Here is a 20,475-nt window from a genome sequence, read left to right on the forward strand (position 1 = left end):
TATTGAGCGGATGACTCCATTTGAGTACGAACTGCAGATGGAAGCGGCAGAGCTCAGAGAGTTGGACCGCAAGCATACGACACATGAGATGGCATGGGCATACATGGCCGTGCAACAAACAAATAGTAGTGGGGATAAGCTCAAGTACAACACATTCGATAAGTTCTTCGAAAACTCATACAAGAAGGCCTTTAACGAGGTCAAGGAGCGGACGAACCCCACTGTTAGCATGACAGTTAAGCGAGTTGAGAAAGAATATAACCTCGACTTACTCGATAAGTTGGAAAGGAGGGTAAATGGCTGAACAATATGGTGTTAGTGCCGTTTTTGAAGCGAATATAAGTAGCTTTATGGCAGGAATTACGACTGCTATGAGCGGTATGAGCCAGTTTGAAAATAAAACTAACCAATCATCAAATAATGCCTCCAATTCATTGAAAACAGTCGGAAAGGCCATGACAGTTACTGGTGCGGCAACGACTGCTTTGGGCGTTTCTGCTTTAAAGTCTTATGGCACTTTCTCGCAGACAATGAACCAAGCAGCCGTTGTTGCTGGTGGTACTTCTAAAGATATTGGTGGCCTGACAAAGGTTGCCGAAGAGATGGGAAATAAGTTGCCTGTCAGTTCGCAAGAAGCAGCTAATGCCATGCTGTCAATGGCACGAGATGGCGCTAGTTTAAGCACCATTAAGAAAGAATTCCCAGCGATTGCTCAAGCGGCGACCGCTTCTGGCGCTGATTTGCAGACGACTGCTGGTGTTGTTCAACAAGCAATGAACGTTTGGGGTGATTCCTTTGAAAGTCCTGCCCAAGCGGCTTCAATCTTGACACAAACGGCTAATCTTTCGAATGCTTCGATTGAGTCCATGCAACAGGCACTTGCCACCATTGGTGGTACAGCTAAAAATGCTGGTGTCAGCATGCAAGATGCTTCGACTGCGATTGGCCTTTTGACCAACAAGGGATTTAGCTCTGCTCAGGCCTCACAAGATTTGAATCATGCTTTGATTCAAATGCAAGCACCAAGTAAGCAGGCTAAAAAAACTATGGATCAGTTAGGCATTTCATTTACTGATGCACAAGGAAATATGAAGTCATTGCCAGCTATCTTGCAAGAAATTTCGGCTAATATGGATGGCATGTCATCATCCCAAAAGGCAGAAGCATTGAAGAAAATGTTTGGAACTGCTGGAATGGGTGCTGTATTGCCATTGCTTGACTCTATCAAGGATAAGTCAGGTAATACCACGACTTCATGGCAAGCATTTAGTGACCAGATTCAAAAGACATCACAAGATGGTGCGACAGCTACTAAATCACTGGAAGACCAGTCAGCGGAGATGCAACAGAACGTTGGTTCAAAGTTGAAACGACTGAGTGATAACTGGGGTTCTTACCAAAACGCCGCTGCTAGTTCTCAGAGTGGGGTAACTGGCGGACTAATTGATTCAACGAATCAAATTGTGCGTTGGGGAACGACTAGCAATGACTGGTTGGCAAAAGTCAGCCGTTCATTCGTTGGTCTTGCGCCTGTTATTGGTCCAGGGATAACTGCTACAGGTCAGTTCCTGAACAATATGAACCACATTACGAATGCAGCAACTTCAACTGCTAGTGGTATCAAAGGTTTTGCAACGAATATTGGTCCTGCAATATCTAATGCTAAACAGTTTTCTCGTGGAAGTGAAGAAATGGCTGCTGCAGTTAAGACAATGAGTAAAGAAAGTAAAACAGCAACTTTCGTCATGCAGGCACTTAACGTTACATTAGATGCACTTCCTGTTATTGCTATTGTCGCCGCTATTGCGGCCTTAGTTGCTGGACTTATTTGGTTCTTTACCCAGACAAAACTAGGAAAAGACCTCTGGAAAGAATTTGTCGATTGGCTAGGCCAGGCATGGAATGGTCTCGTTGGCGTGGCTAAGGTAGTCTGGCAAGCAATATCAAATGCTTTTACAACCGTTGTTGATGTTGTGAAGGAGATATGGAAACCAATTGGCGCATTCTTATCTGGAATATGGAATGGCTTTGTCGATAGTTTGAAACCAATTATTGAAGCGCTTAAAAATGCATGGAGTCCATTGTCAGAATTCTTTGGCATGCTGTTTAAGGGAATTTTAGTCATTATTGGAATTGCCCTTGCACCCTTGATTGGTACGATCACTGCCATTGTTGGTGCTATCCAAGTGGCATTTGCCTTCCTTGGACCAGTGTTGAGTGGCATTTGGAATGCTATTGTCATCATTATCTCTGGTGTTTGGAATGTGATTGTAGCGGCAATTACCATGTATATCAACGTTGTTAAAGATGTCATTGTTGGTGTGTTTAACGTGATTAAGGACGTTATTCAGACTGTCTGGAACGTTATTTCAGCGATTATCAGTGGTGTCTGGAATATCATTGTGACGATTATTAGTACCGCTATTAACGTTGTCGCAGGCGTTATTAAGGCAATCATGGCCGCTATTCGTGGCGATTGGTCTGGTGCATGGGATGCCATTAAGGGTGTAGCAAGTGCTATCTGGAATGGTATCTCATCGATTATCGGAACGGTTATTAAGACGATTGCCTCTGTCGTTGGCTCAGTTGTTCATGGTATTGCGAATGTCATAAGTGACGTTTGGAATTCAATTACGAATGTAACCAGTAGTATTTGGAACGGCATTAAAAACATTATTAGCAGCGCTATGCACATTGATTTGTTTGGAGCAGGTAAAGCCATTATTGATGGTTTCGTCAAAGGCCTTACATCAGCATGGGAAGCTGGTAAAAAGTTTGTTAGTGGAATTGCGAACTGGATTAAAGACCATAAAGGTCCAATCAGCTATGATGCTCGTTTGCTTGTTCCAGCTGGAAATGCCATCATGTCTGGATTGAATGGCGGCTTGAACAGCGGATTTAATGACGTGAAAAGTAATGTAGCTGGCATGGCATCAGAGATTAGCAATTCGTTTGGAACAGCTAATTTAGCGTACGAAATGACACCAATTACATCAGGATTTGATTTGAATTCTGATGGCACAGTATCAATGTCACTCGATAACCAAAAGCAACCAGCTAATATCAACATTGGTATGGGCCAGAACACTTATTCAACGTTCGTTGATGACATCAGCAATGAGCAGGGTAAGGCATATGACTTGCAGAAGAACAATGCTGTGAACGTCTTTTAGGAGGGACTATGAATTACGATTTCAAGGATCTAAATAAAACGACATCAGCGCCACAGGACAAGTCGATTGAATCTCTTACATTCAATGGGGTCAATATCGAGAGCGAAATACCTGAGTTTTTGACTGTCAACGTTGATGGTCGTGATGGTTATACTCGAAAGTTAAACACTGTTGATAGTCGAAGTGATGGGGACTACTTTTTGAGCTCAAAACTCGATAAGAACACCATCACAGTGAAGTATTTCTTGCTCGCTAACGACACAGAGGATTTTAATCGAGCGTTTACTCGTTTGAAGTTCCTGTTGCAGGGAAACGAGAAAGAGTTCTACTTTGCTGACGAGCCAGAGTTTTCGAGAATTGGAACTGTGACCAAGTTAGAGAATTCTGACCCAGGTTCATTGTCTGTGCAAGGAACGATTGAGATTACATGCAGTGACCCATACCGTCATGGACAGACGAAGGTTGTCAGCGGGTCAAACGTTGTTTACATCAACGACCCACAGCTATTGTATGACCAGAATGTCGACACCATCACGGCAAAGGTTGGTTCAGCCACCAATCAGGTTGTCATGACCATTGGCAACGACTGGAATATGACCTTAAACGGTTCTTTTCAGGTTGGTTCAACCTTGGTATTAGACATCAATAATCGAACGTTGACTAGCAATGGTAATAGCGTTCTGAACACGATTGACATTAGCAAGACCAACATTTTTGAAGCCAAAATTGTGAAAGGAGTACAAGTACGTTGTTCACAGGCAACGGAAATCACGGTTAAATACCGTGTCAAACTGTTATGATTTATCTCTTTGATAAACGGCAAGAAGTCGTTCAAATGATTGAAAAGTCTGATTTAACAGAGGGTACTCTGGACTTGAAAATCAATCAGGCTGCTAAGTTGGGCATCTCTTTGCCACCAGAAAAGTCACTGGATAAAAAGGTGCGTTATCTAGGAATCGAACACCCGTTGAAAGATGGCCAGTTCCTATTGTTGCGCTTGATGACAATCAAAGACAACGAGAATAGCATTGACTATTCATTCTATGAATTGGCTTACCAAGAATTGGGTACGTACACTTATATACAGGACAGACGATTTCCAAACGGTGCAAGTGCTAATGACTTGATGAGTGTGGCTCTTGGTGGCTCGCCATGGAAGTTGGGGCAAGTCAACGTACCTGGAAATCTCCAGACAAATTTTTACTACATCAGCAATCTTGAAGCTATTAACACGGTCACACAAGGACTAGGTGGAGAGGTTGTTTTTTATGTGTCTATTACTGGAAACAAGATTACTGGCCGTTATATGGACTATCTATATCAGCAGGGTAATGACACTTCAAAAGTATTTGTGCATGGCGATAACCTACTAACAGTTGACCGCACTGGCGACAATTCAAGTATTTATACCGCAATTTTGCCACGAGGAAAAGGCGAACAAGTCAGCGAAGGTCAAGGCGATAGCCCAGACGGATATGGTAGGCGTATAAACATTCAAGATATTGTCTGGTCAAAAGATAAGGGCGATCCATTGGATAAACCCAACGGAGATGTGATTCTGGTTGACCATGTAGCAACCCAAGAATATGGCCACATTGATGGCAACGAACGCCTCTTGATTAAGACTTATGACAACATTGATGACACGAATGAGCTGATTAACACTGCTTACCGTGAATTGATGGCCAGCAATCATCCATCTGTCCAGTATTCGGCCACCGTGGCTGAGACTGGCGGACTTGGATTAGGCGATACGGTCTTGATTATGCATAATGACCGCAACTTGTCGTACAAGACACGAGTTTTCGAAGTATCAGTGGACTTGGTTCGGCCAGAGAATTCGAGTTTGAAGCTCGGAGATGATTTGAGTTCGAATAGTCTCACTAGCACCATCTCTTCCATTTCAAGTAACGCCACAGCGGTCTCTAATGGCCTTGCTTGGACGTTTTCAAACGGTGGCCATAATGACACTACTTACAGTCCTGTAGCACCTACAAGCCCAAGACAGGGCAATGTATGGTACAAGTCATTGCCTAATGGCGATACAGAGCTGTACTACTATGATGGCAATGCGTGGGTATTAAGTGCTCAAACTGACTCTCAGTGGAAGAAGAATAGCGCTGAATTGAATGGCGACCATACGGTCTATCGTGGTCCAGATACGCCAAATAACCCGCAACAGGGCGATACCTGGTACAAGGATGATGTCAACGAGAAAAACGGCGTGGCTATGTATTCGTATTCTGGATCAACTTGGGTTAAATTCAACGGCATGACTGATGCCAATCGGCTGCAGCAGGGAATTATTGATGCCAATCGTGTCAACGTCCTTAACCTGGATGCCAATAATATTAGTACTGGTCATTTGTCAGCTAATTTCATTAAAGGCGGACAAATTGATGCTAGCCAGATTAACGTTATTAATTTGAATGTTAATAGTTTGGTTGGAAATATTTCCCAATTCATTCAATCAAATTGGAATGGTAATTATCAGTCAGTTTCAATTGATAATACCGGCATGAAAATTAGCTCAGATAATTTAGTTACAACATTCAATAACTATGGAATTGACTTAAATTGGAACAATCGAAGTCTAGGGTTTATTGGTCGAAACAATTTGGTTTCTGACGCAAATAAATTAGGATTAACAATTAGTCTTAATTCAGAAGCAGATTATTTTAGTCTTGGGGCAAAGAATAAAGATGATCCAAATGGTAATTATCCAACTAAGATGGGTTGGTACCGCCAAGGATTATCGAATTTAGACCCTGGCTTCTTCTTTTACGACACGGTTAATTTCAATCAAGCAATTCATATTAACAGTGGTATTTATGTCAATTACCCATCAGTATCTAACAGAGATTTGAGTAATATGCTATTTAATTTTGCTTTACAAAATTTCAAAATTATCACAGGAATTAGCTATGACGGAAAAGTAACTAATTACATTAATTATAATTGGTAGGAACAATGATAAAAATCGAAAACTCAAAATTGAATGATATCGCCAATTTCTTAGATAAAGCCGAATTATCTGGACGAGTGTCACGTCATAGGACTAAGTTGTTAGGCTCAATTGGGGAAGTCATGGTTGATTTGGCCAAAGATGAGAAGAAAATTATTACTGATAACGGGGCAACGATTGATGAAAAAGGCAATATTGTCGGTTTTCCAAATGACGAAGCACAGTTAGCTGCTCAAAAAGAGTTGGCGGATGTGAAAGTCGAAAAGTCTATCTTTAATGAGCGTGTTGAAGGCCAATTTAGTGGACTATATCATGCTCTTGATAATTATGATAAGGCACTAGCAGGAGCGGAGGCTAACGCCTATGACAACTTGCTTGAGGAATTAGAGGAAGGAGGATATAGTGAGCAAGACAATTAACTTAAATTTGGACACAGCAAAGTCTGATATCCAAAATCCTAAAATTTTATTGAGACAGGGAGATGGGAATTATCAAACGTTGCGAGTGACTATCACTAGTAATGGCGAGCCAACTGATTTGACAAATGCTGATGTCATTTATTTAGGAACGACATCAGCAGACCATAAGATTATTGACTCTAATATCACGAAAGTTGATGCACTGAATGGCGTGATTGACTATCGACCACCTAAGCAGTGGGGACAAGATATGGGTAATTTCAAGAACTCATATTTTGAAATCACGACAGGCGATTCAACTGGGTCAACGGCTTCATTTAAAGTATCTGTGCTCGAAGCGGTTGATTTGAACGCCGAACAAGCAGGCGACTATATCACTGTTGTTGATGGAATCGTGGCCACCGTTCGAAAAGAGCTATCCGATCAATTAGCTGACGTAAAAGTTAAAACGGACAATGCTACTGGGCTAGTCAAGCAGGCATCAGATAACTTGGTTGCCATGGCTCAAAACTACAACACGGATATCACGAATAAGTACAATGACGCTAAGAATAAAGCTAACGATATTAATCAAATGCTGAACACTGGGGCGTTTGCAAAAGTTGGTGCTAGCAATACTTTCACAGCAAATCAAACAATTTCGAAAGATTTGACAGTCAGTGGAGCATTACATGCAAATGCTGATAATGCAGTTCATGCTGATAAATCAAGCTACGCTGATAAGGCTGGTACATCTGGATGGGCAAACGGAGCTGGACAAGCTGATAACGCCACTCATGCTAGTAATGCCGACAACGCAACTCACGCAGTTAATGCTGATGTTGCCAATTCGGCCAAAAGTGCCAATGTAGCCAACAGCCTTAATCCAGCCAACAGTCAGACGGTTAATGACTTGACCGTAAATGGGCGAATTTACGGTAATGCTGTTGTTAAAAATATTAAGATTGGTAAATTAAACGCAGTAATTTCTCGTTTTGGTCCACAGGTTTTCTTGTCAATTCCTACGCAAGATTGGCCATACGATTCTGGTTCTCCATGGACGATAGCGTATGACATGGTCGTACCAATCGGATACCGACCTGTCAGCAAGGCTAATCTGCCAATGATGAATAGATTTGCAACATCATTCATGCAAGTTAATACTGACGGCACTATGTATTTTTCTTCAGAAAGTGTTGATAATTCAACAGGTTTTGAAACTATGGGAAGTTGGTCAACCAACGACTCATGGCCAGAATAAAGGGGAGTTGAATGAATGAAATTGTTCTCAATTTAGACACAACTAAAAACAACATTCCAAACCCGACTGTCATGCTCAGGCAGGGCGATAGTGAATATCAGTCCATTCGGGTAGCGGTCACAGATAACGGCACGCCATTGGACGTCACAAACGCCGTGATTACATTCATGGGCACAACGCCTGCGGGCACTAAAATTATTGACACCAATGTCAGTAAGACTAGTACCGTGGGCGTTTTTGAATACACTTTTCCAAACCAAGCGGGCGGGACGGATGGAGCTTTTGCCAATGCGTATTTTAAGATTACGGATGGAGATAAATTAGGCTCAACCGGCTCATTTAATATACAGGTACTAGATTCCATTGACATGACACAGGCGGAGGCCAGTGATTATGTATCGGTCGTTGATGGCGTTATTAGCTCGGTCAAGTCGCAAGTCGAAAGCAACATTCAGACGGCTACAAGCCAGTTAGATGGGACAGTTGCCAGTGCTCAATCAACATTGAATACAGCAGTCCAAGATGCGACTGAAAAGCTGAATCAGACAATTAATACTAGCAATTACGCTAGTCAGGAATACGTACAGCAGACAGTGACCAGTGGCCTTAATGCTATCAATAAGGTAGCCAATGCAGGCCATGCGGATACTGCTGATAGTGCCACTAATGCTGGCCATGCTACTACTGCTGACAGTGCGGCCAAAGCAGACGTGGTCGAGAAATTAGATGATAATACGTTCTACAGAATGGGCTCGTTCTATACCAAAGGATACTCATTCTTGGGCGGTGGCGTTGAAACATGGTACACACTGATACATCACGGCAGTGCCACTATTGAAGGCGACTTAACTGTCGGCGGAAAAATCAATAATAAGCAGTTGCAATTGACTGACAGAGTAGAAATCAAGACTAGTTTTGGTTTTTCGTTTTTCCTAAAACGGATTGGCCCGTTAGTTATCTGCTACAGCTATGGTGGCTATTCAAGTGACATTAATAATTGGGCCCGACTTGGTGCAATATTACCAATTGGTTATCGGCCATCAGAGCTACAATACGCTCAAACGTTTGTCGGCACTCAAAATATTGTGTTTGGAATCAATACTGATGGGTCCACATACAACGATAATGTTCATGTAGCCCCTGGTCCTGTCTACTTAAGCCTGGTATTCACGACTGCTGATGACATGCCTTAATGAAAGGAAAGGAAATGGAAAATAACACACAATCTACAATCGACAATAATAAGTGGTATTTCAAGTTTGATCCGAACACTTTTGCATTTATTCCGGGTGCAATCAGGTCAGAGGAACAGCCTGAGAATACAACAACAGTCGAACCAAGCGGTGTGATGAATCCCGTTTGGAATCCAAATACTAATTCATGGACTGGGCAATCTATGGAGGATTATTTGGCTGAGCAACGGGCCAATCAACCAAAGGTAGTTGATGCCAACCAACAGGCTTTGAATGCGACAGCTAATGTGCTATTAACCCGCTTGATTGCTCAGGATAAGCGAATTGCTGAACTGGAATCAAAGGAGGCTAAGTGATGTTTGACGTGTTAAAAAATTGGTATGAAATGGGACTGGAAAACAACGATAGCCTGAAGAATTGGGTTGTCGGTGAAATTATTACAGTCGACCAATACCAGCAAATTACTGGTATTGTTTACTCATTTTAAAAAAATAGCAGAATAACAGGAGGAGAAATGTTTGGACTAAGTGCGGGGGATTGGACTGGAATTATCCAGACATCAATCATTGTCGGTGGTACGTGCTATAGCTGTTACCAGGCAATTAAGAAAAACTTATCATCTAGTTTGAAACGTGAGCTAGAAAAGTTAGTCGATAGTACTAACTATCACAATGAGCGACTAACTCAGAGTATTGATAGCCTAGACGAAACAATCAAGGGCATTCGAGTAGATGTCGAAACGCTCGAGACACGGGTATCTAAGCACGATACCCAAATAGCTGTACTACAAGAAGTGACACATTCAGCCGACTGACGTTGGCTTTTTTTATTGGAGGATAATCATGAATCTAACTGACACATTAGTATTGGCAGCTACATTATTGACGATTGCAGCGCCTGCCGAACACGCCTTAGTGCGCTGGCTACGGACAAAGACCAAGAATGGCAATTTGCAACTATTGCTTACATGGGCTGACCAGGCTGTTGCCTTGCTCGAAAAAAGCGACTTGGGTGGCGCACAAAAGAAACAGCAAGCCGTTGATTATGTAGCGACTCGATTGGCTTCTAACAAGCTGACAGGCAAGTTTTCGCAAGAACAGTTATCAGCAGTTATCGAACAAGCGGTGGCGCAATTGAACGCCACTACTAAATAAGGAGGAACAAACATGACAGTATCAGGATTGGCTACACCTTACGGATTTCAAGATTTTCCAAACTACACGGAAGGACGTAGTGCATCAGTTAATAAGATTGTGATCCATCACATGGCAACAACTGACTATGATTCAGTCCCACGTATCTGGAAGACACGAGAAGCTTCCGCACACTATGGCATCGGACAAGATGGACAAATCCGTGCATACGTGGACGAGAACAACACAGCATGGCATGCTGGTCAATGGAATGCTAATTCTTCTTCCATCGGAATTGAGCACGCCAATACGACAGGAGCGCCTGATTGGGGAATTGCTCAGGCAACAATTGATGCCTCTGCCAAGTTGGTGGCAGATATTGCGCAACGTTATGGTTTTGGTCAAGTTGTTCCATATAAGAACCTGTTCCCGCACTCAGAATTTTACGGAACGGCCTGCCCTGGTCAATTAAAGGCTAAGTTGCAGGAGATTGCTGACAAGGCTAACAATATTATCGCTGGAGGTAATGCCAACGTTGCCACGCAGGATAATGGAGGGTCAGCGCCAGCTCCCAAGGTTGATAATCGCTCAGCAGCAATTAAGGAGTTCCAGGATAAGTGGAAGAACCGTTGGGCATTGCGTGGTACTTTCCGCATCCGAACATGCGAAAAGCAGTACAATATGTACCAAGTTTTAACCGATGATTTGAACGTTGAACCAAATTCATGGTACTACAACGGCATTCCTACCGGATTGCTGGAAGATGTGTCTGATCCGGAAGGACGTACATTTGAGGACGGTGCAATTGTTTGCTTTAAAGATTATGTAAACTCAGGCACGATTGATGCCTACGACACTAATACTAATTCAATTGGTATCCTATTCGCTGGGTACTCTGACATGATTTGGTTTGATGCAGATAAATTCTTGGCTCATCCATAATCAACGCCCTTCGGGGCGTACATAAAACAGTGGACCAAACAAATTGATAATTAACATTTTTTTGCCAATTTTTAGAGTGAAATGCCTTTATATCAGTTTTTATAGTAGTGGACCAAGTTAGCACCTTAAAACAGATTCGCAACTTATCACTTTAAAACAACATGCTAACTTGCCAACAACATCCAACTGCAGCCAACCGCGGCCAAATGTTGCGAACCGCATAGTCTTTCAATGATTATGCTATAATCTAATAGAAAGCGACTCGGGCTGTATGCAGTGGGTCGCGGGAATTGACGGGGGAAAACGCAGACGTGCGCCCGTCTTTTTTTTGTGCAAAAATAGCCTAAAACAGTTGACAAACATATATAATAATGATATTATATAAGTATAGAGAAAGGAGGAAAAAGATGAGCGAAAAAAAGCATAAAAAGAAAAAGCCAACCATGCTTGAGATAATTCTTGCAGTAAGTGCGCTACTACAAGCTATTGCTCAACTGATTAGCTCTTTAAAAAAATAAGAAGTAAGGCCCGCAAGGGTCTTCTTCGTGTACGCTCATTTTAACATTTTTATGAAAAATAATAAACCTTCATGGGTAGGATGGACGGCTTTAGTGCTGTCGGTAGTTTCGTTACTAATCGCAATTTATGGTGCAATCAAATGACAGATAAAAAAATGGGTCGGCCTGCAGTTTATGAAAGTTCAACGACTGCACAAAACGAGGCCAATAAGCGTTGGACTGAAAAGAACAAGGAACATAAAAAGTATTTAAATTACCGATCAACATCACGTTCATTCATTCGTAATCTAGCCAGTGAAGACGATTTAAACGAATTGGAACAATTGATTCAGGAAAGAAGAGGTTGATTTAAATGTGCAAATATATCTTAAGTAATCCAACCATAGTGGCAGCAATAATTGGTGTTACTGGTACTTTTTTGACAGTATATATTGGTTATAGAAACACGAATTTAAAGCGTAAGAAAAAAGAAGAAGCGATAAATTTCTTAAATAAGAAGCGGGAAGCTGTTGCTGAATTTTTAGCATTATGTCGACAATATAAAAAGAGTAATCAGAAGGAAGGCGAAAATGAATTAAAATTAATGAAAGTATATTATTTTTTAAAATTAACATACGGCAAACATGATAGTTATATACAACAAAGTATTGACAAGGTTTTCGAAAATAGGGATAGTGATAATACAGATAATTTGAGCGAGTTAGCCAAACAAGTAGAAAAAGACTGCCGAAAAGAATGGGAAAAAATGCGTTGATCATTCATTCGTAAGTCGTCTAGTAAAGAGAAATTAAACGAGATATCTAAGTTGACAAAAGAAGGATTTAAAAATATCGATGAAGAAGGACAGTAATCAAATAGCTAGAGATATTTTTAAAGTGGTAGAACCACTATGGAAGAAACAGCCGAATACACTATATGAGCTTCGTGTAGTCATGCCAAGATTCCAGCATGGTATTAATATATTCTTCGAATGGAATAAGATTGGTATGTCCACCACGTCCAGAGCAATTAAATCATACAAACCGATCCAAGAGGAAGACATTCTAGCAGCGCTTGAAATTTTAAAAAAAGAACATAATATAAATGTGAAATTGTATAACTAGATTAAGTTAACTGCTAGTCACTAAGAACTTGGGGCATACGTGTACCGAACAGAAGAGCCAAGTCAATCGCTGATTGATGAATTGTGATATAACTAAAATTTTCCAATAGAAATCAAAGAATTTGCATATTTATTTTTTGTTATAATGTGAATGGAACGCTATTGTGTCATATTCCATATGACAATAAAAAACACACTCGATTAGGACAAATCGGGAGTGTTTTTTTGTTCACTGTATCAAAACTGTATCATAATGGCTATAAACGGCTATATATCAACACTTTAATACTCCCTCTGGGGCTATTTTTGCCGATGCATTGCAAACAAGCAGTGCATCGGCTTTTTTGTTAGAAAAGGCTCTATATCAGTAGTTACATAAGATAAAAAAAGATAAAAAAAGATAAAAAACAAGTAAATAAATTTGCTAAAAATTTGCTAAATCATGGCAAAATTAGTCCTGTTTGCCCCAAATTTGCCCGAAAAAAATACCCCCCAAAGGGGGTAATCGAAGTTATAAATTGTTCAAATAATCAATTGATTTATCTCTTCTTGAGTTTTTAGTTCATGAATCATGTGGGCATATAATTCTATCGTGATTGTCGTATTCTCGTGTTCTAAGCGCTCAGAAATATAATTGATAACAACACTTTTAGATAACAGCAAACTAACATGAGTGTAATGCCAGTTTTTTGCTATGGGTAGCTAACGTAATTATTGGTTTCTTCAAGCTACTACTTAATAAGTAATCAATGGTCCTTGGGTTGTATATGATTAAATATTAATTATTTTAAAATGTGATTGTTAGAGCGTGTATATTTAACTGGAAAAAAAGTAGAGGGAAGGTGATGGACTTATGCAACTATAAGTATATCAGTAAGATATTTTAGTAATGCTGCTGATGTAAGAAAAATGCCAATTAATGGTTTAGCTCCCGCACTAATTACTCTTTTCGATGCTGTTCATGAAATTAAAAGATCGAAAATCCAAATGAAACGTTTCTATCTTGAGCTATTAAAGCAATTAAGAAAGATTATTTGATTGTTGATTTGGTGTTAGCAAACGGAAGCGATATTTATTAAAAGCAGTTGATCTACTTACTTTTAATAAATTAAATGTTGCACTTAATTTGGCATTGTATATTGGCATTTTTGATGGTGTTCTATAAATATATTTTAAAAAAGTCGATTAAGTGATCTGAAAGAGTGAAAGGTGCCAAGTTAATCATGATCGAGCAGTAAGACTAAATCATACAAGAATTGGCTTATAAATAAACTCGAGATAACGCCTATTGCTGGTTGTGCTTTAAGGGACCATGCTTTGGAATACTTGGGTAGGTAATTTAGCACAACATGTGTAAACGAAAAGGGCTCCCATCGGAAGCCCTTTGTCTCACTTTTTAAATTCTTTAGCTGCTTTTTTTAATGCAATTGGCACAATTAATTTTTGTAACCAATTTGGCTTCTTTGTCGATGCAAAATGAAGTCCATTGTTAAATTCAACCATTAAATGCCATTTATGTCCTTCTAAGATAGCATCCGGAGCTGACTGTGGCAGGAATACACCTAACTTGACATGTAAACCGTTCTGCTTTCCCTTGAATTGATGCATTCCGATAATCTTAGTATCTTGCATATTGTGAGCCAGGAGTGTTTTACCAAGCATAACCATGTCTGTATCAGCATCAGGGGTGATGGGTTTTGCCACACCTCGTCCAGGTACTAAGTGTAAGTAGGATGGATCTTTATACATACCAAATGTTTCGACAATTGTTTGTGTGCCCCCCTTACCAGCTTCAAAGTAGTAATGCTCAGGGTGAATTTTTGATGGCAAGTACAAATTGTTTTCCTTGGCCAGACTTTGATTAAAGAGGATGAATTGAATTAGTGAAATATTATCTGTTTCCACTTCCACAATGGCTTGTTTCATTGGCTTTTGGCCATCGGCTTCTGCAGCAATGTCTTCCCACATTTTATCGGCGCGGAGCAATTCGTCTTTGTAATAATCGAGCATTCCTTGCTTTCCAACTGCCTCTTTACTTTGGGCAAGAAGTTCTTTAGCTTCTTCCAAGGGAAGTTCAATGGCTTCTTCTGCGCTATATTGCTTGCCATCCATTTGAAGAGGAATACCCTTTTCACCAAACTCGTTAAAGACCTTTTCATAGCGGCTAAGTTCCATGTCATGAATTTGTTCTTGCGTAATCATTTCACCATCGATTTTAAATTGAATATTGAAATCTGCCATTTATTTTCCTCCAACTGTCTCGTTTGTATCTTTTAGTTATACCAAGTATACTTGGTGTCAGAAAAAAGAAAATACTTTTTAAGTAAGTTGCACAATTGGAGATTATCTGTGTCAGTAAAAAATAATATAAAGAGAACCAAACAGGTTGATCAATCAATTAATCTGCTGATTTTAGGATTGATAAGATTAATGAATACGAAGCCACTTGAAAAAATAACTATTAGCGAATTGACTAAGGAGGCGGGGTTATCAAGGCGGACTTTTTATCGTCACTTCCAAAGCATAGATGATATACTCACTTTAAAAGTCGAGCAGATCGTTGATAAACTCTATCAAAGAGCTGGATTGAAGGGACAGACGTTGGAGGAAGTTTTAAATGACGCTTATCATGTTTTGCTGTCAGATAAGGTCTTCTTGCAAAGTTTATTAGAAAATAATCATGAGTATTTGTTACAAAAAGTCATTTTACAGAAGCGTGAACAAAGTACGATGGATGTTCCTCATGATCAAATTCATAATTTAACGGCTTATTTTGGGGCCGGTGGTATCAGTTTCGTTATCATCTACTGGATTCATCAGGGGTTTAATCAAAAAATAGAAGAAGTTAAACAGGCCAACAAAGAGCTCGTAACGCATATTAAAAAATTAATGTAATGAATATGGATTCATTTAAAAACAAGATTCATAAAATAGGATAGCGCAGTAATTGTGTATTCCATAATAAAAAGCACCTTGGTAAACCATAAACTGTCCGGCAACCAGGGTGCTTATTTTATTAATATATAAGTCATTAATAGTGTATTGTCTCACTTGAAGAAGCCAAGGGATCAAGATCTTTGTCGCCAATGTGGTTATTATAGTCTTCCCCGTTATAGGTGAATCCTTGTGATTTGCTAGTTGGTTCTTTGGTGAAAATTTGGAAATATCCCATGCGTGCATACATTGCCACTACATTTTCTTTTTTACCATTGATAGTTAAGGTTGCTGGCCAGAATGTAGCACCGTCGGTGTAGTTTTCGTTCGGATCAATACTTCCGTTAGTAGTGGGCAAGGTTGTTTTTGTTTGACCATCATAATAAACGAGGCTGTTATTATTGGTATGTGACTGACTAAATGACGGTTGACTGCTTGAAACTGTTGAATTTGCTGACTCTTGTTGATTGGTTGACTTTGAAATGTGGCTCAAAATTACACTTGATGAGTTATCGCTATTTTTTTCGTCCTTGTTATTATTAGCATTACCGACAAAGTAAAAGCTGACCACCAGAATGACGACAATGGCTAAAACAGAAGTGAATAACAGGCCTTGGCTGTTTTTATTTGATCCGTGTTTCATGGTTATATCTCCGTTAAATATATTTTTTGCTTGCAAGCCCTGGAGGAATTTGTTAATTGTTCGTATCCACCCAATTTTGGTGGTAATTGTGCACGTTTCTCTAAATCTATCAGTAGGTCGATAATAGGTTGTATGTTTGCTTTTATTTCGGGGTACGCGTTATGGCTAAGTGTTGCTTTTCTAGCCAAGTACTGAACCAAGCTAAGCTAAGATTGTCCCCCTTTTCTCAACTGTCTAATATTATTTTGCTTTGTTATTTATCAGAATAATTCTAAATAATTTTATAATAAAAGTATCGACGAATTGTCTTAGCGGTTCAAGAGATAATTTGCCTGCAGCAAAGTCCTTATTTTGAATTTACCAGCGTAGTTTTTGCCTTTATGCCCATTAGTCGACTATTGATAAAAGATTCCAGCGGAAAAGAATAGTACAACTGTTTTGTACTGCGTTTCAATAATTTTGTCATTGCCTTTTTCTAATTCCGTTAAAACTGAATTTAACTGACTGTTAAAATTTATTAGAAATTAGAAACTATTGGTGACGATTGTTTACCTCTAGCTGAGTTTTCCATTCTGATTTTGTTAGTGACCAAACGTTTTCATCGTGGTAACCATCGGATAATCGTTCTTGTTGACGTAACGTGCCATCGAGGGTGAAGCCAGCACGTTTGGCAGTGTTATTACTACGAGTGTTATCTACTGCCGCATGAATGGTCATTTTATGCAAATCATAATCTTCAAAGCCAATTGCACACATCCCTTGAATTGCTTTTTGCATAATGCCTTTTCCGGAAAAATTAGTGCCGAGCCAATAGCCAATTTCAGTATTCTGATTGAGCCAGCTAAAACGGTTGAAGCTGATCATACCAGCAATTTCACCGTGATAAAGAATGACCAGATTGAGTGAAGCTTTTTCGACAAAGCGTTTCATAGTACTTTCCAAGAAGATTTGTTCATCCTGAGGAGATTTCATATTCTGAATCCAGGGGAGCCAGGGCTCAATTTCTTTTTGACTGGCGGTTAATAAATTAAATAGTGGTACTGCATCTTTTTCAGGGGTCGGCAGGGCCAGACTAACTTCCTGATCAATTCGATAAGTAAACATAACTTTCTCCCTAACATTTTCTAAATAGCATAACCTTAAATTAAACAAATTATTACGCACTTTAGGAGTGGGGTCAATAAGCTAATCATTGGATGGCTATATTTAATAAAAAATATATCGGGATGATCTGGGCTTTGAAAGTTGCATGAATTTTCAGGGGATATCTAATTATCAAATTTTACTGTTAATCCAAAGGATGAGCTAAATAGTTGAAAAACAAAAGAGATTTTTGCAGTAGTGGTTGCTTGAGTGGACATGATAACAAGTTCAGTGAATCATTCAGTTTTCGTATTTTCAATGAAATAAATTTAAAAACCTTGCTAAATGATAATTTATTGGTTACACTATGAATCTAGTCGATAAATCTTATTTATTGACGTAATCAGAAAAAGGCCTTAGCTTATGTATGATTTGTTGAATGGGATGTCTTTAGAGAACTCTAAAGGCACATTCAGAAATCATCTTTTTTTTTGCTTTCATTTTGATAAAAGCAACTAAGAGGTGAAACTTGTTCGGTTGATTCTTTTCTTGAAAGAAATTAGCTGTCGAATTCATTTGTTAAAGCGATACGAAAGTAAACAGGCCGCAAAAATTTATTTTCGAGTGATTACGTGAATACGAAGTGGAGTAGTTGGGCTGCTCTACTAATAAGATCTATTCAACAAATCATCACTATTAATGGCCGTTCTGATTACTGTTACTTGTATTCGGAAAGGAATTAGAAATGAGTAATTCAGGAAAAAGTAGTCCAAGGAAATGGTGGGCATTATTTGCACTATCCTTGGGCGTCTTTATGAGTTTGTTAGACGTAACAATTGTGAATGTTGCTTTGCCAATTATAGCTGAGGGCTTTAAGACCAACTTTAGCAATGTTCAATGGGTGATTAGTGCCTATACAATTTCGTATGCGGTGGTCATCTTGATTGTGGCAAAATTGGGTGATATGTATGGCCGTAAACGAATCTATTTAATTAGCATGCTGATTTTCGTTTTAGCTTCAACCATCAACGGTTTAGCACCGTCGTTGCTGATTTTAAATATTGGTCGGGTCATTCAAGCATTCGGTGGCGCCGGCTTAATGAGTTTAGCGCTGGCACTAGTCGCCTCTTTGTTTGATGGAAAAGAACGGGGAGTTGCCCTAGGTATTTTAGGTTCAGTGATGGGAATTTCAACTGTTTCTGGTCCTTTGATTGGTGGTATTTTATCAGAGTCATTTGGCTGGCCATCAATCTTTTATGTAAACATTCCAATTGGAATATTGGCAGGATTTTTAGTTTATTTCACAACAAAAGAAACGCCAAAGTATGGTGAAGGTCAGAAAATTGATTTCTGGGGGATGCTTTTATCTTCGGCAGCCATTTTTTCTGCGATTTATGGATTAATTCAAAAGGAAAATCATGCGCAATTATCATGGTTTAATCCTCAAATCGCATTCTGGTTAATTACAGCAATTCTACTGTTAGTGGCATTTATCGGTGTTGAATCGAGAATCGAAAAACCAATGATGGATTTATCCTTGTTTAGAAATAAAAATTTTGTTGGTTCGATTATTGTTGCCTTTGCCTTGGGATCCGGCATTTATGCGATGCAAATTTTTATCACTTCGATGATGGAAAATGCGCTGTCTTACGCAGCCTTTGAAACTGGGTTACGTCAGGTACCAATGACCATTTGGAGTTTGATTTTAGGGCCAGTTGCCGGTTATTTAACCAATAAGTTTTCAAACCGCCGCACAATTGCGGTTAACTTATTAGTGGGCGCTGTCGGTCTATTACTCTTCGCTAATGCCATGACAACCCAGCTGTCTTATCAGGAACTAATTTTGCCACTAATTTTGCTCGGAGTATCAAATGGACTCGTCAATCCGTTGTTGAATAATGCAGCCTTGGCAGATGCAAAACCGGCTGAAATTGGAATGGTATCAGGCCTAGTCAATGTCTTTATGCAGTTAGGAACATCCTTTGGAGTCGTGATCTTAGGGCTGTCTCAAAGTAGGACATATGATACTCATCTGCAGACTTTCTTTCATTCTTTTGATACCCATTTACCAGGCATTGAAAAGATCAAAGATCAGTTATTAGCAGAAGGACCCTTTTCGAGTCATAGCATTATGTCACAGGATATTCAGGCACCAATGACAATGGTGAAAAGTCTTCAGCATGCTGCCTCAAAAGCCTTTTACGCAGGAATGAACAGCGTGATGTTGGTTTCGGCATCGATTTTAACAGTCGCTGCTGTTCTAGCCTTTTTCTTGCTAAAAGATGGTCAAGCTGCTAAAAATTTAGAAAATAATTAATTGTGACTCAACTTGACTGAAACCCCTGAATGTTATCGACATTCAGAGGTTTTTCTTATTTTTTTTCAGGGTTTGCGTCTGATTTTTGGAAAAATGTCTTCAAAACAACATTTTGTATGTAAACAAAGTAAAATAAATAATAAAATTGTATTTAAATATTATCAATAAGATTATTTAAAAGATAAGGAGAAATATATATATGGATACTATATATGATGGCAATGCAAGGATTAACAACGTGAATAAGCATGTTTTTGTTTGGGTTTGCAATTTTTTGGTTGGTACCTTTGGTGTTGATCGCTTTATTCGCGGACAAATCGGCTTAGGTTTGCTCAAGCTACTTGTTGGTTCATAGATTAACTTTGGAATTTGGCCTTTTGTTGACTTTGTGATTGCTCGGGTTAAAGCTTATGGTTCCAATAATCATAGCAATCAACTAACGTTTATTAATGGTCGTTATGCTAACTAGGGATTGCGACTAAGCATTAATGAACTAGGTTACTAATCAGTAATGTCCTAATTTGAATTCTAACATTGGTGTCAGTTAACAAATTTTTCCGGATAACAAATTGTTACCATTTATAAAACCCCACCGTGATTGAACGGTGGGGTTTATTTTTTATTTGATGTTGTGAAAGTGGACCTAAGCCAATACTGATTTGGTATTAGTAATCGTTCACCCAAGCAAGGCAATATAGCCGACCATACTGAGGACCGCAATGATGCCAATCATAATGAACCAAGGACGAGTGTAAAGCGTGTCTCGGGGTTGTTGGTCTTCGTTTTCTTTGTTTTTCTTGTACATTAGGCGCT

Annotated in this window: 21 protein-coding genes; 17 read left to right on the plus strand and 4 right to left on the minus strand. The window is 39.4% G+C overall.

The window, feature by feature from the left end; all coding sequences use genetic code 11:
* Positions 1-10 precede the first annotated feature (10 nt).
* The 14 genes from ACSYSR_RS04825 to ACSYSR_RS04890 all read left to right on the plus strand — a co-directional run bounded on the left by ACSYSR_RS04825 (position 11) and on the right by ACSYSR_RS04890 (position 12,337).
* Complete coding sequence (locus ACSYSR_RS04825; protein WP_489815976.1) at positions 11-304, plus strand: carbohydrate-binding protein; 294 nt, start codon at positions 11-13, stop codon at positions 302-304.
* On the plus strand, positions 297-3,173 hold the full coding sequence (locus ACSYSR_RS04830) for a phage tail tape measure protein (RefSeq protein WP_489815975.1): 2,877 nt from the start codon (positions 297-299) through the stop codon (positions 3,171-3,173). The genes ACSYSR_RS04825 and ACSYSR_RS04830 overlap by 8 nt, the downstream gene beginning before the upstream one ends.
* An 8-nt stretch (positions 3,174-3,181) precedes the next feature.
* Positions 3,182-3,973 (plus strand): distal tail protein Dit, encoded by a 792-nt coding sequence (locus ACSYSR_RS04835; RefSeq protein WP_489815974.1) that lies wholly within the window; start codon positions 3,182-3,184, stop codon positions 3,971-3,973.
* 35 nt (positions 3,974-4,008) lie between these two features.
* Positions 4,009-6,138: a phage tail spike protein gene (locus ACSYSR_RS04840; protein ID WP_489815973.1), complete on the plus strand. Its 2,130-nt coding sequence runs from the start codon at positions 4,009-4,011 to the stop codon at positions 6,136-6,138.
* Positions 6,139-6,143: 5 nt separating this feature from the next.
* Entirely contained in the window at positions 6,144-6,557 is a 414-nt protein-coding gene (locus ACSYSR_RS04845; RefSeq protein ID WP_489815972.1) for a hypothetical protein, read from the plus strand.
* Positions 6,541-7,797 carry a BppU family phage baseplate upper protein gene (locus ACSYSR_RS04850; protein ID WP_489815971.1) on the plus strand — a complete coding sequence of 419 codons (1,257 nt, stop codon included), beginning with the start codon at positions 6,541-6,543 and terminating at the stop codon, positions 7,795-7,797. Before ACSYSR_RS04845 ends, ACSYSR_RS04850 begins: the two co-directional genes overlap by 17 nt.
* A gap of 11 nt (positions 7,798-7,808) precedes the next feature.
* Positions 7,809-8,990 (plus strand): BppU family phage baseplate upper protein, encoded by a 1,182-nt coding sequence (locus ACSYSR_RS04855; RefSeq protein WP_489815970.1) that lies wholly within the window; start codon positions 7,809-7,811, stop codon positions 8,988-8,990.
* Positions 8,991-9,004: 14 nt separating this feature from the next.
* Positions 9,005-9,346: a YomQ N-terminal domain-containing protein gene (locus ACSYSR_RS04860; RefSeq protein WP_489815969.1), complete on the plus strand. Its 342-nt coding sequence runs from the start codon at positions 9,005-9,007 to the stop codon at positions 9,344-9,346.
* Positions 9,346-9,477, plus strand: a complete 132-nt coding sequence (locus ACSYSR_RS04865; RefSeq protein WP_489815968.1) for an XkdX family protein — start codon at positions 9,346-9,348, stop codon at positions 9,475-9,477. The genes ACSYSR_RS04860 and ACSYSR_RS04865 overlap by 1 nt, the downstream gene beginning before the upstream one ends.
* A gap of 27 nt (positions 9,478-9,504) precedes the next feature.
* Complete coding sequence (locus ACSYSR_RS04870; protein ID WP_489815967.1) at positions 9,505-9,804, plus strand: hypothetical protein; 300 nt, start codon at positions 9,505-9,507, stop codon at positions 9,802-9,804.
* A gap of 28 nt (positions 9,805-9,832) precedes the next feature.
* Positions 9,833-10,144, plus strand: a complete 312-nt coding sequence (locus ACSYSR_RS04875) for a phage holin, LLH family (protein WP_489815966.1) — start codon at positions 9,833-9,835, stop codon at positions 10,142-10,144.
* 12 nt (positions 10,145-10,156) lie between these two features.
* A complete protein-coding gene (locus tag ACSYSR_RS04880) occupies positions 10,157-11,065 on the plus strand; it encodes a peptidoglycan recognition protein family protein (protein ID WP_489815965.1) in 909 nt (302 codons plus the stop codon).
* Positions 11,066-11,723: 658 nt separating this feature from the next.
* On the plus strand, positions 11,724-11,930 hold the full coding sequence (locus ACSYSR_RS04885) for a hypothetical protein (protein ID WP_489815964.1): 207 nt from the start codon (positions 11,724-11,726) through the stop codon (positions 11,928-11,930).
* 5 nt (positions 11,931-11,935) lie between these two features.
* Positions 11,936-12,337, plus strand: coding sequence for a hypothetical protein (locus tag ACSYSR_RS04890; protein WP_489815963.1), 402 nt, complete (start codon positions 11,936-11,938; stop codon positions 12,335-12,337).
* A 1,737-nt stretch (positions 12,338-14,074) separates the two neighbouring features.
* Here the strand turns inward: ACSYSR_RS04890 and ACSYSR_RS04895 are convergent.
* The gene (locus ACSYSR_RS04895) at positions 14,075-14,926 is read right to left on the minus strand and encodes a hypothetical protein (RefSeq protein WP_252773547.1); all 852 of its coding nucleotides are present in this window, start codon (positions 14,924-14,926) and stop codon (positions 14,075-14,077) included.
* Positions 14,927-15,034: 108 nt separating this feature from the next.
* On the opposite strand from ACSYSR_RS04895, the gene ACSYSR_RS04900 reads away from it, so the two are divergent.
* Positions 15,035-15,580, plus strand: a complete 546-nt coding sequence (locus ACSYSR_RS04900) for a TetR/AcrR family transcriptional regulator (RefSeq protein WP_489815962.1) — start codon at positions 15,035-15,037, stop codon at positions 15,578-15,580.
* A 136-nt stretch (positions 15,581-15,716) separates the two neighbouring features.
* On the opposite strand, the gene ACSYSR_RS04905 is transcribed toward ACSYSR_RS04900, so the two are convergent.
* Both ACSYSR_RS04905 and ACSYSR_RS04910 read right to left on the minus strand, forming a co-directional pair.
* Positions 15,717-16,262, minus strand: a complete 546-nt coding sequence (locus ACSYSR_RS04905; RefSeq protein ID WP_489815961.1) for a hypothetical protein — start codon at positions 16,260-16,262, stop codon at positions 15,717-15,719.
* 531 nt (positions 16,263-16,793) lie between these two features.
* Complete coding sequence (locus ACSYSR_RS04910) at positions 16,794-17,366, minus strand: GNAT family N-acetyltransferase (protein ID WP_489815960.1); 573 nt, start codon at positions 17,364-17,366, stop codon at positions 16,794-16,796.
* A gap of 724 nt (positions 17,367-18,090) precedes the next feature.
* On the opposite strand from ACSYSR_RS04910, the gene ACSYSR_RS04915 reads away from it, so the two are divergent.
* Complete coding sequence (locus ACSYSR_RS04915; protein WP_489815959.1) at positions 18,091-19,662, plus strand: DHA2 family efflux MFS transporter permease subunit; 1,572 nt, start codon at positions 18,091-18,093, stop codon at positions 19,660-19,662.
* Positions 19,663-19,861: 199 nt separating this feature from the next.
* Positions 19,862-20,017, plus strand: a complete 156-nt coding sequence (locus tag ACSYSR_RS04920; RefSeq protein ID WP_489815958.1) for an NINE protein — start codon at positions 19,862-19,864, stop codon at positions 20,015-20,017.
* Positions 20,018-20,338: 321 nt separating this feature from the next.
* Here the strand turns inward: ACSYSR_RS04920 and ACSYSR_RS04925 are convergent, their stop codons facing one another.
* Positions 20,339-20,467 (minus strand): hypothetical protein, encoded by a 129-nt coding sequence (locus tag ACSYSR_RS04925; RefSeq protein ID WP_489815957.1) that lies wholly within the window; start codon positions 20,465-20,467, stop codon positions 20,339-20,341.
* Positions 20,468-20,475 lie beyond the last annotated feature (8 nt).

The organism is Fructobacillus sp. ESL1096 (assembly GCF_058511985.1).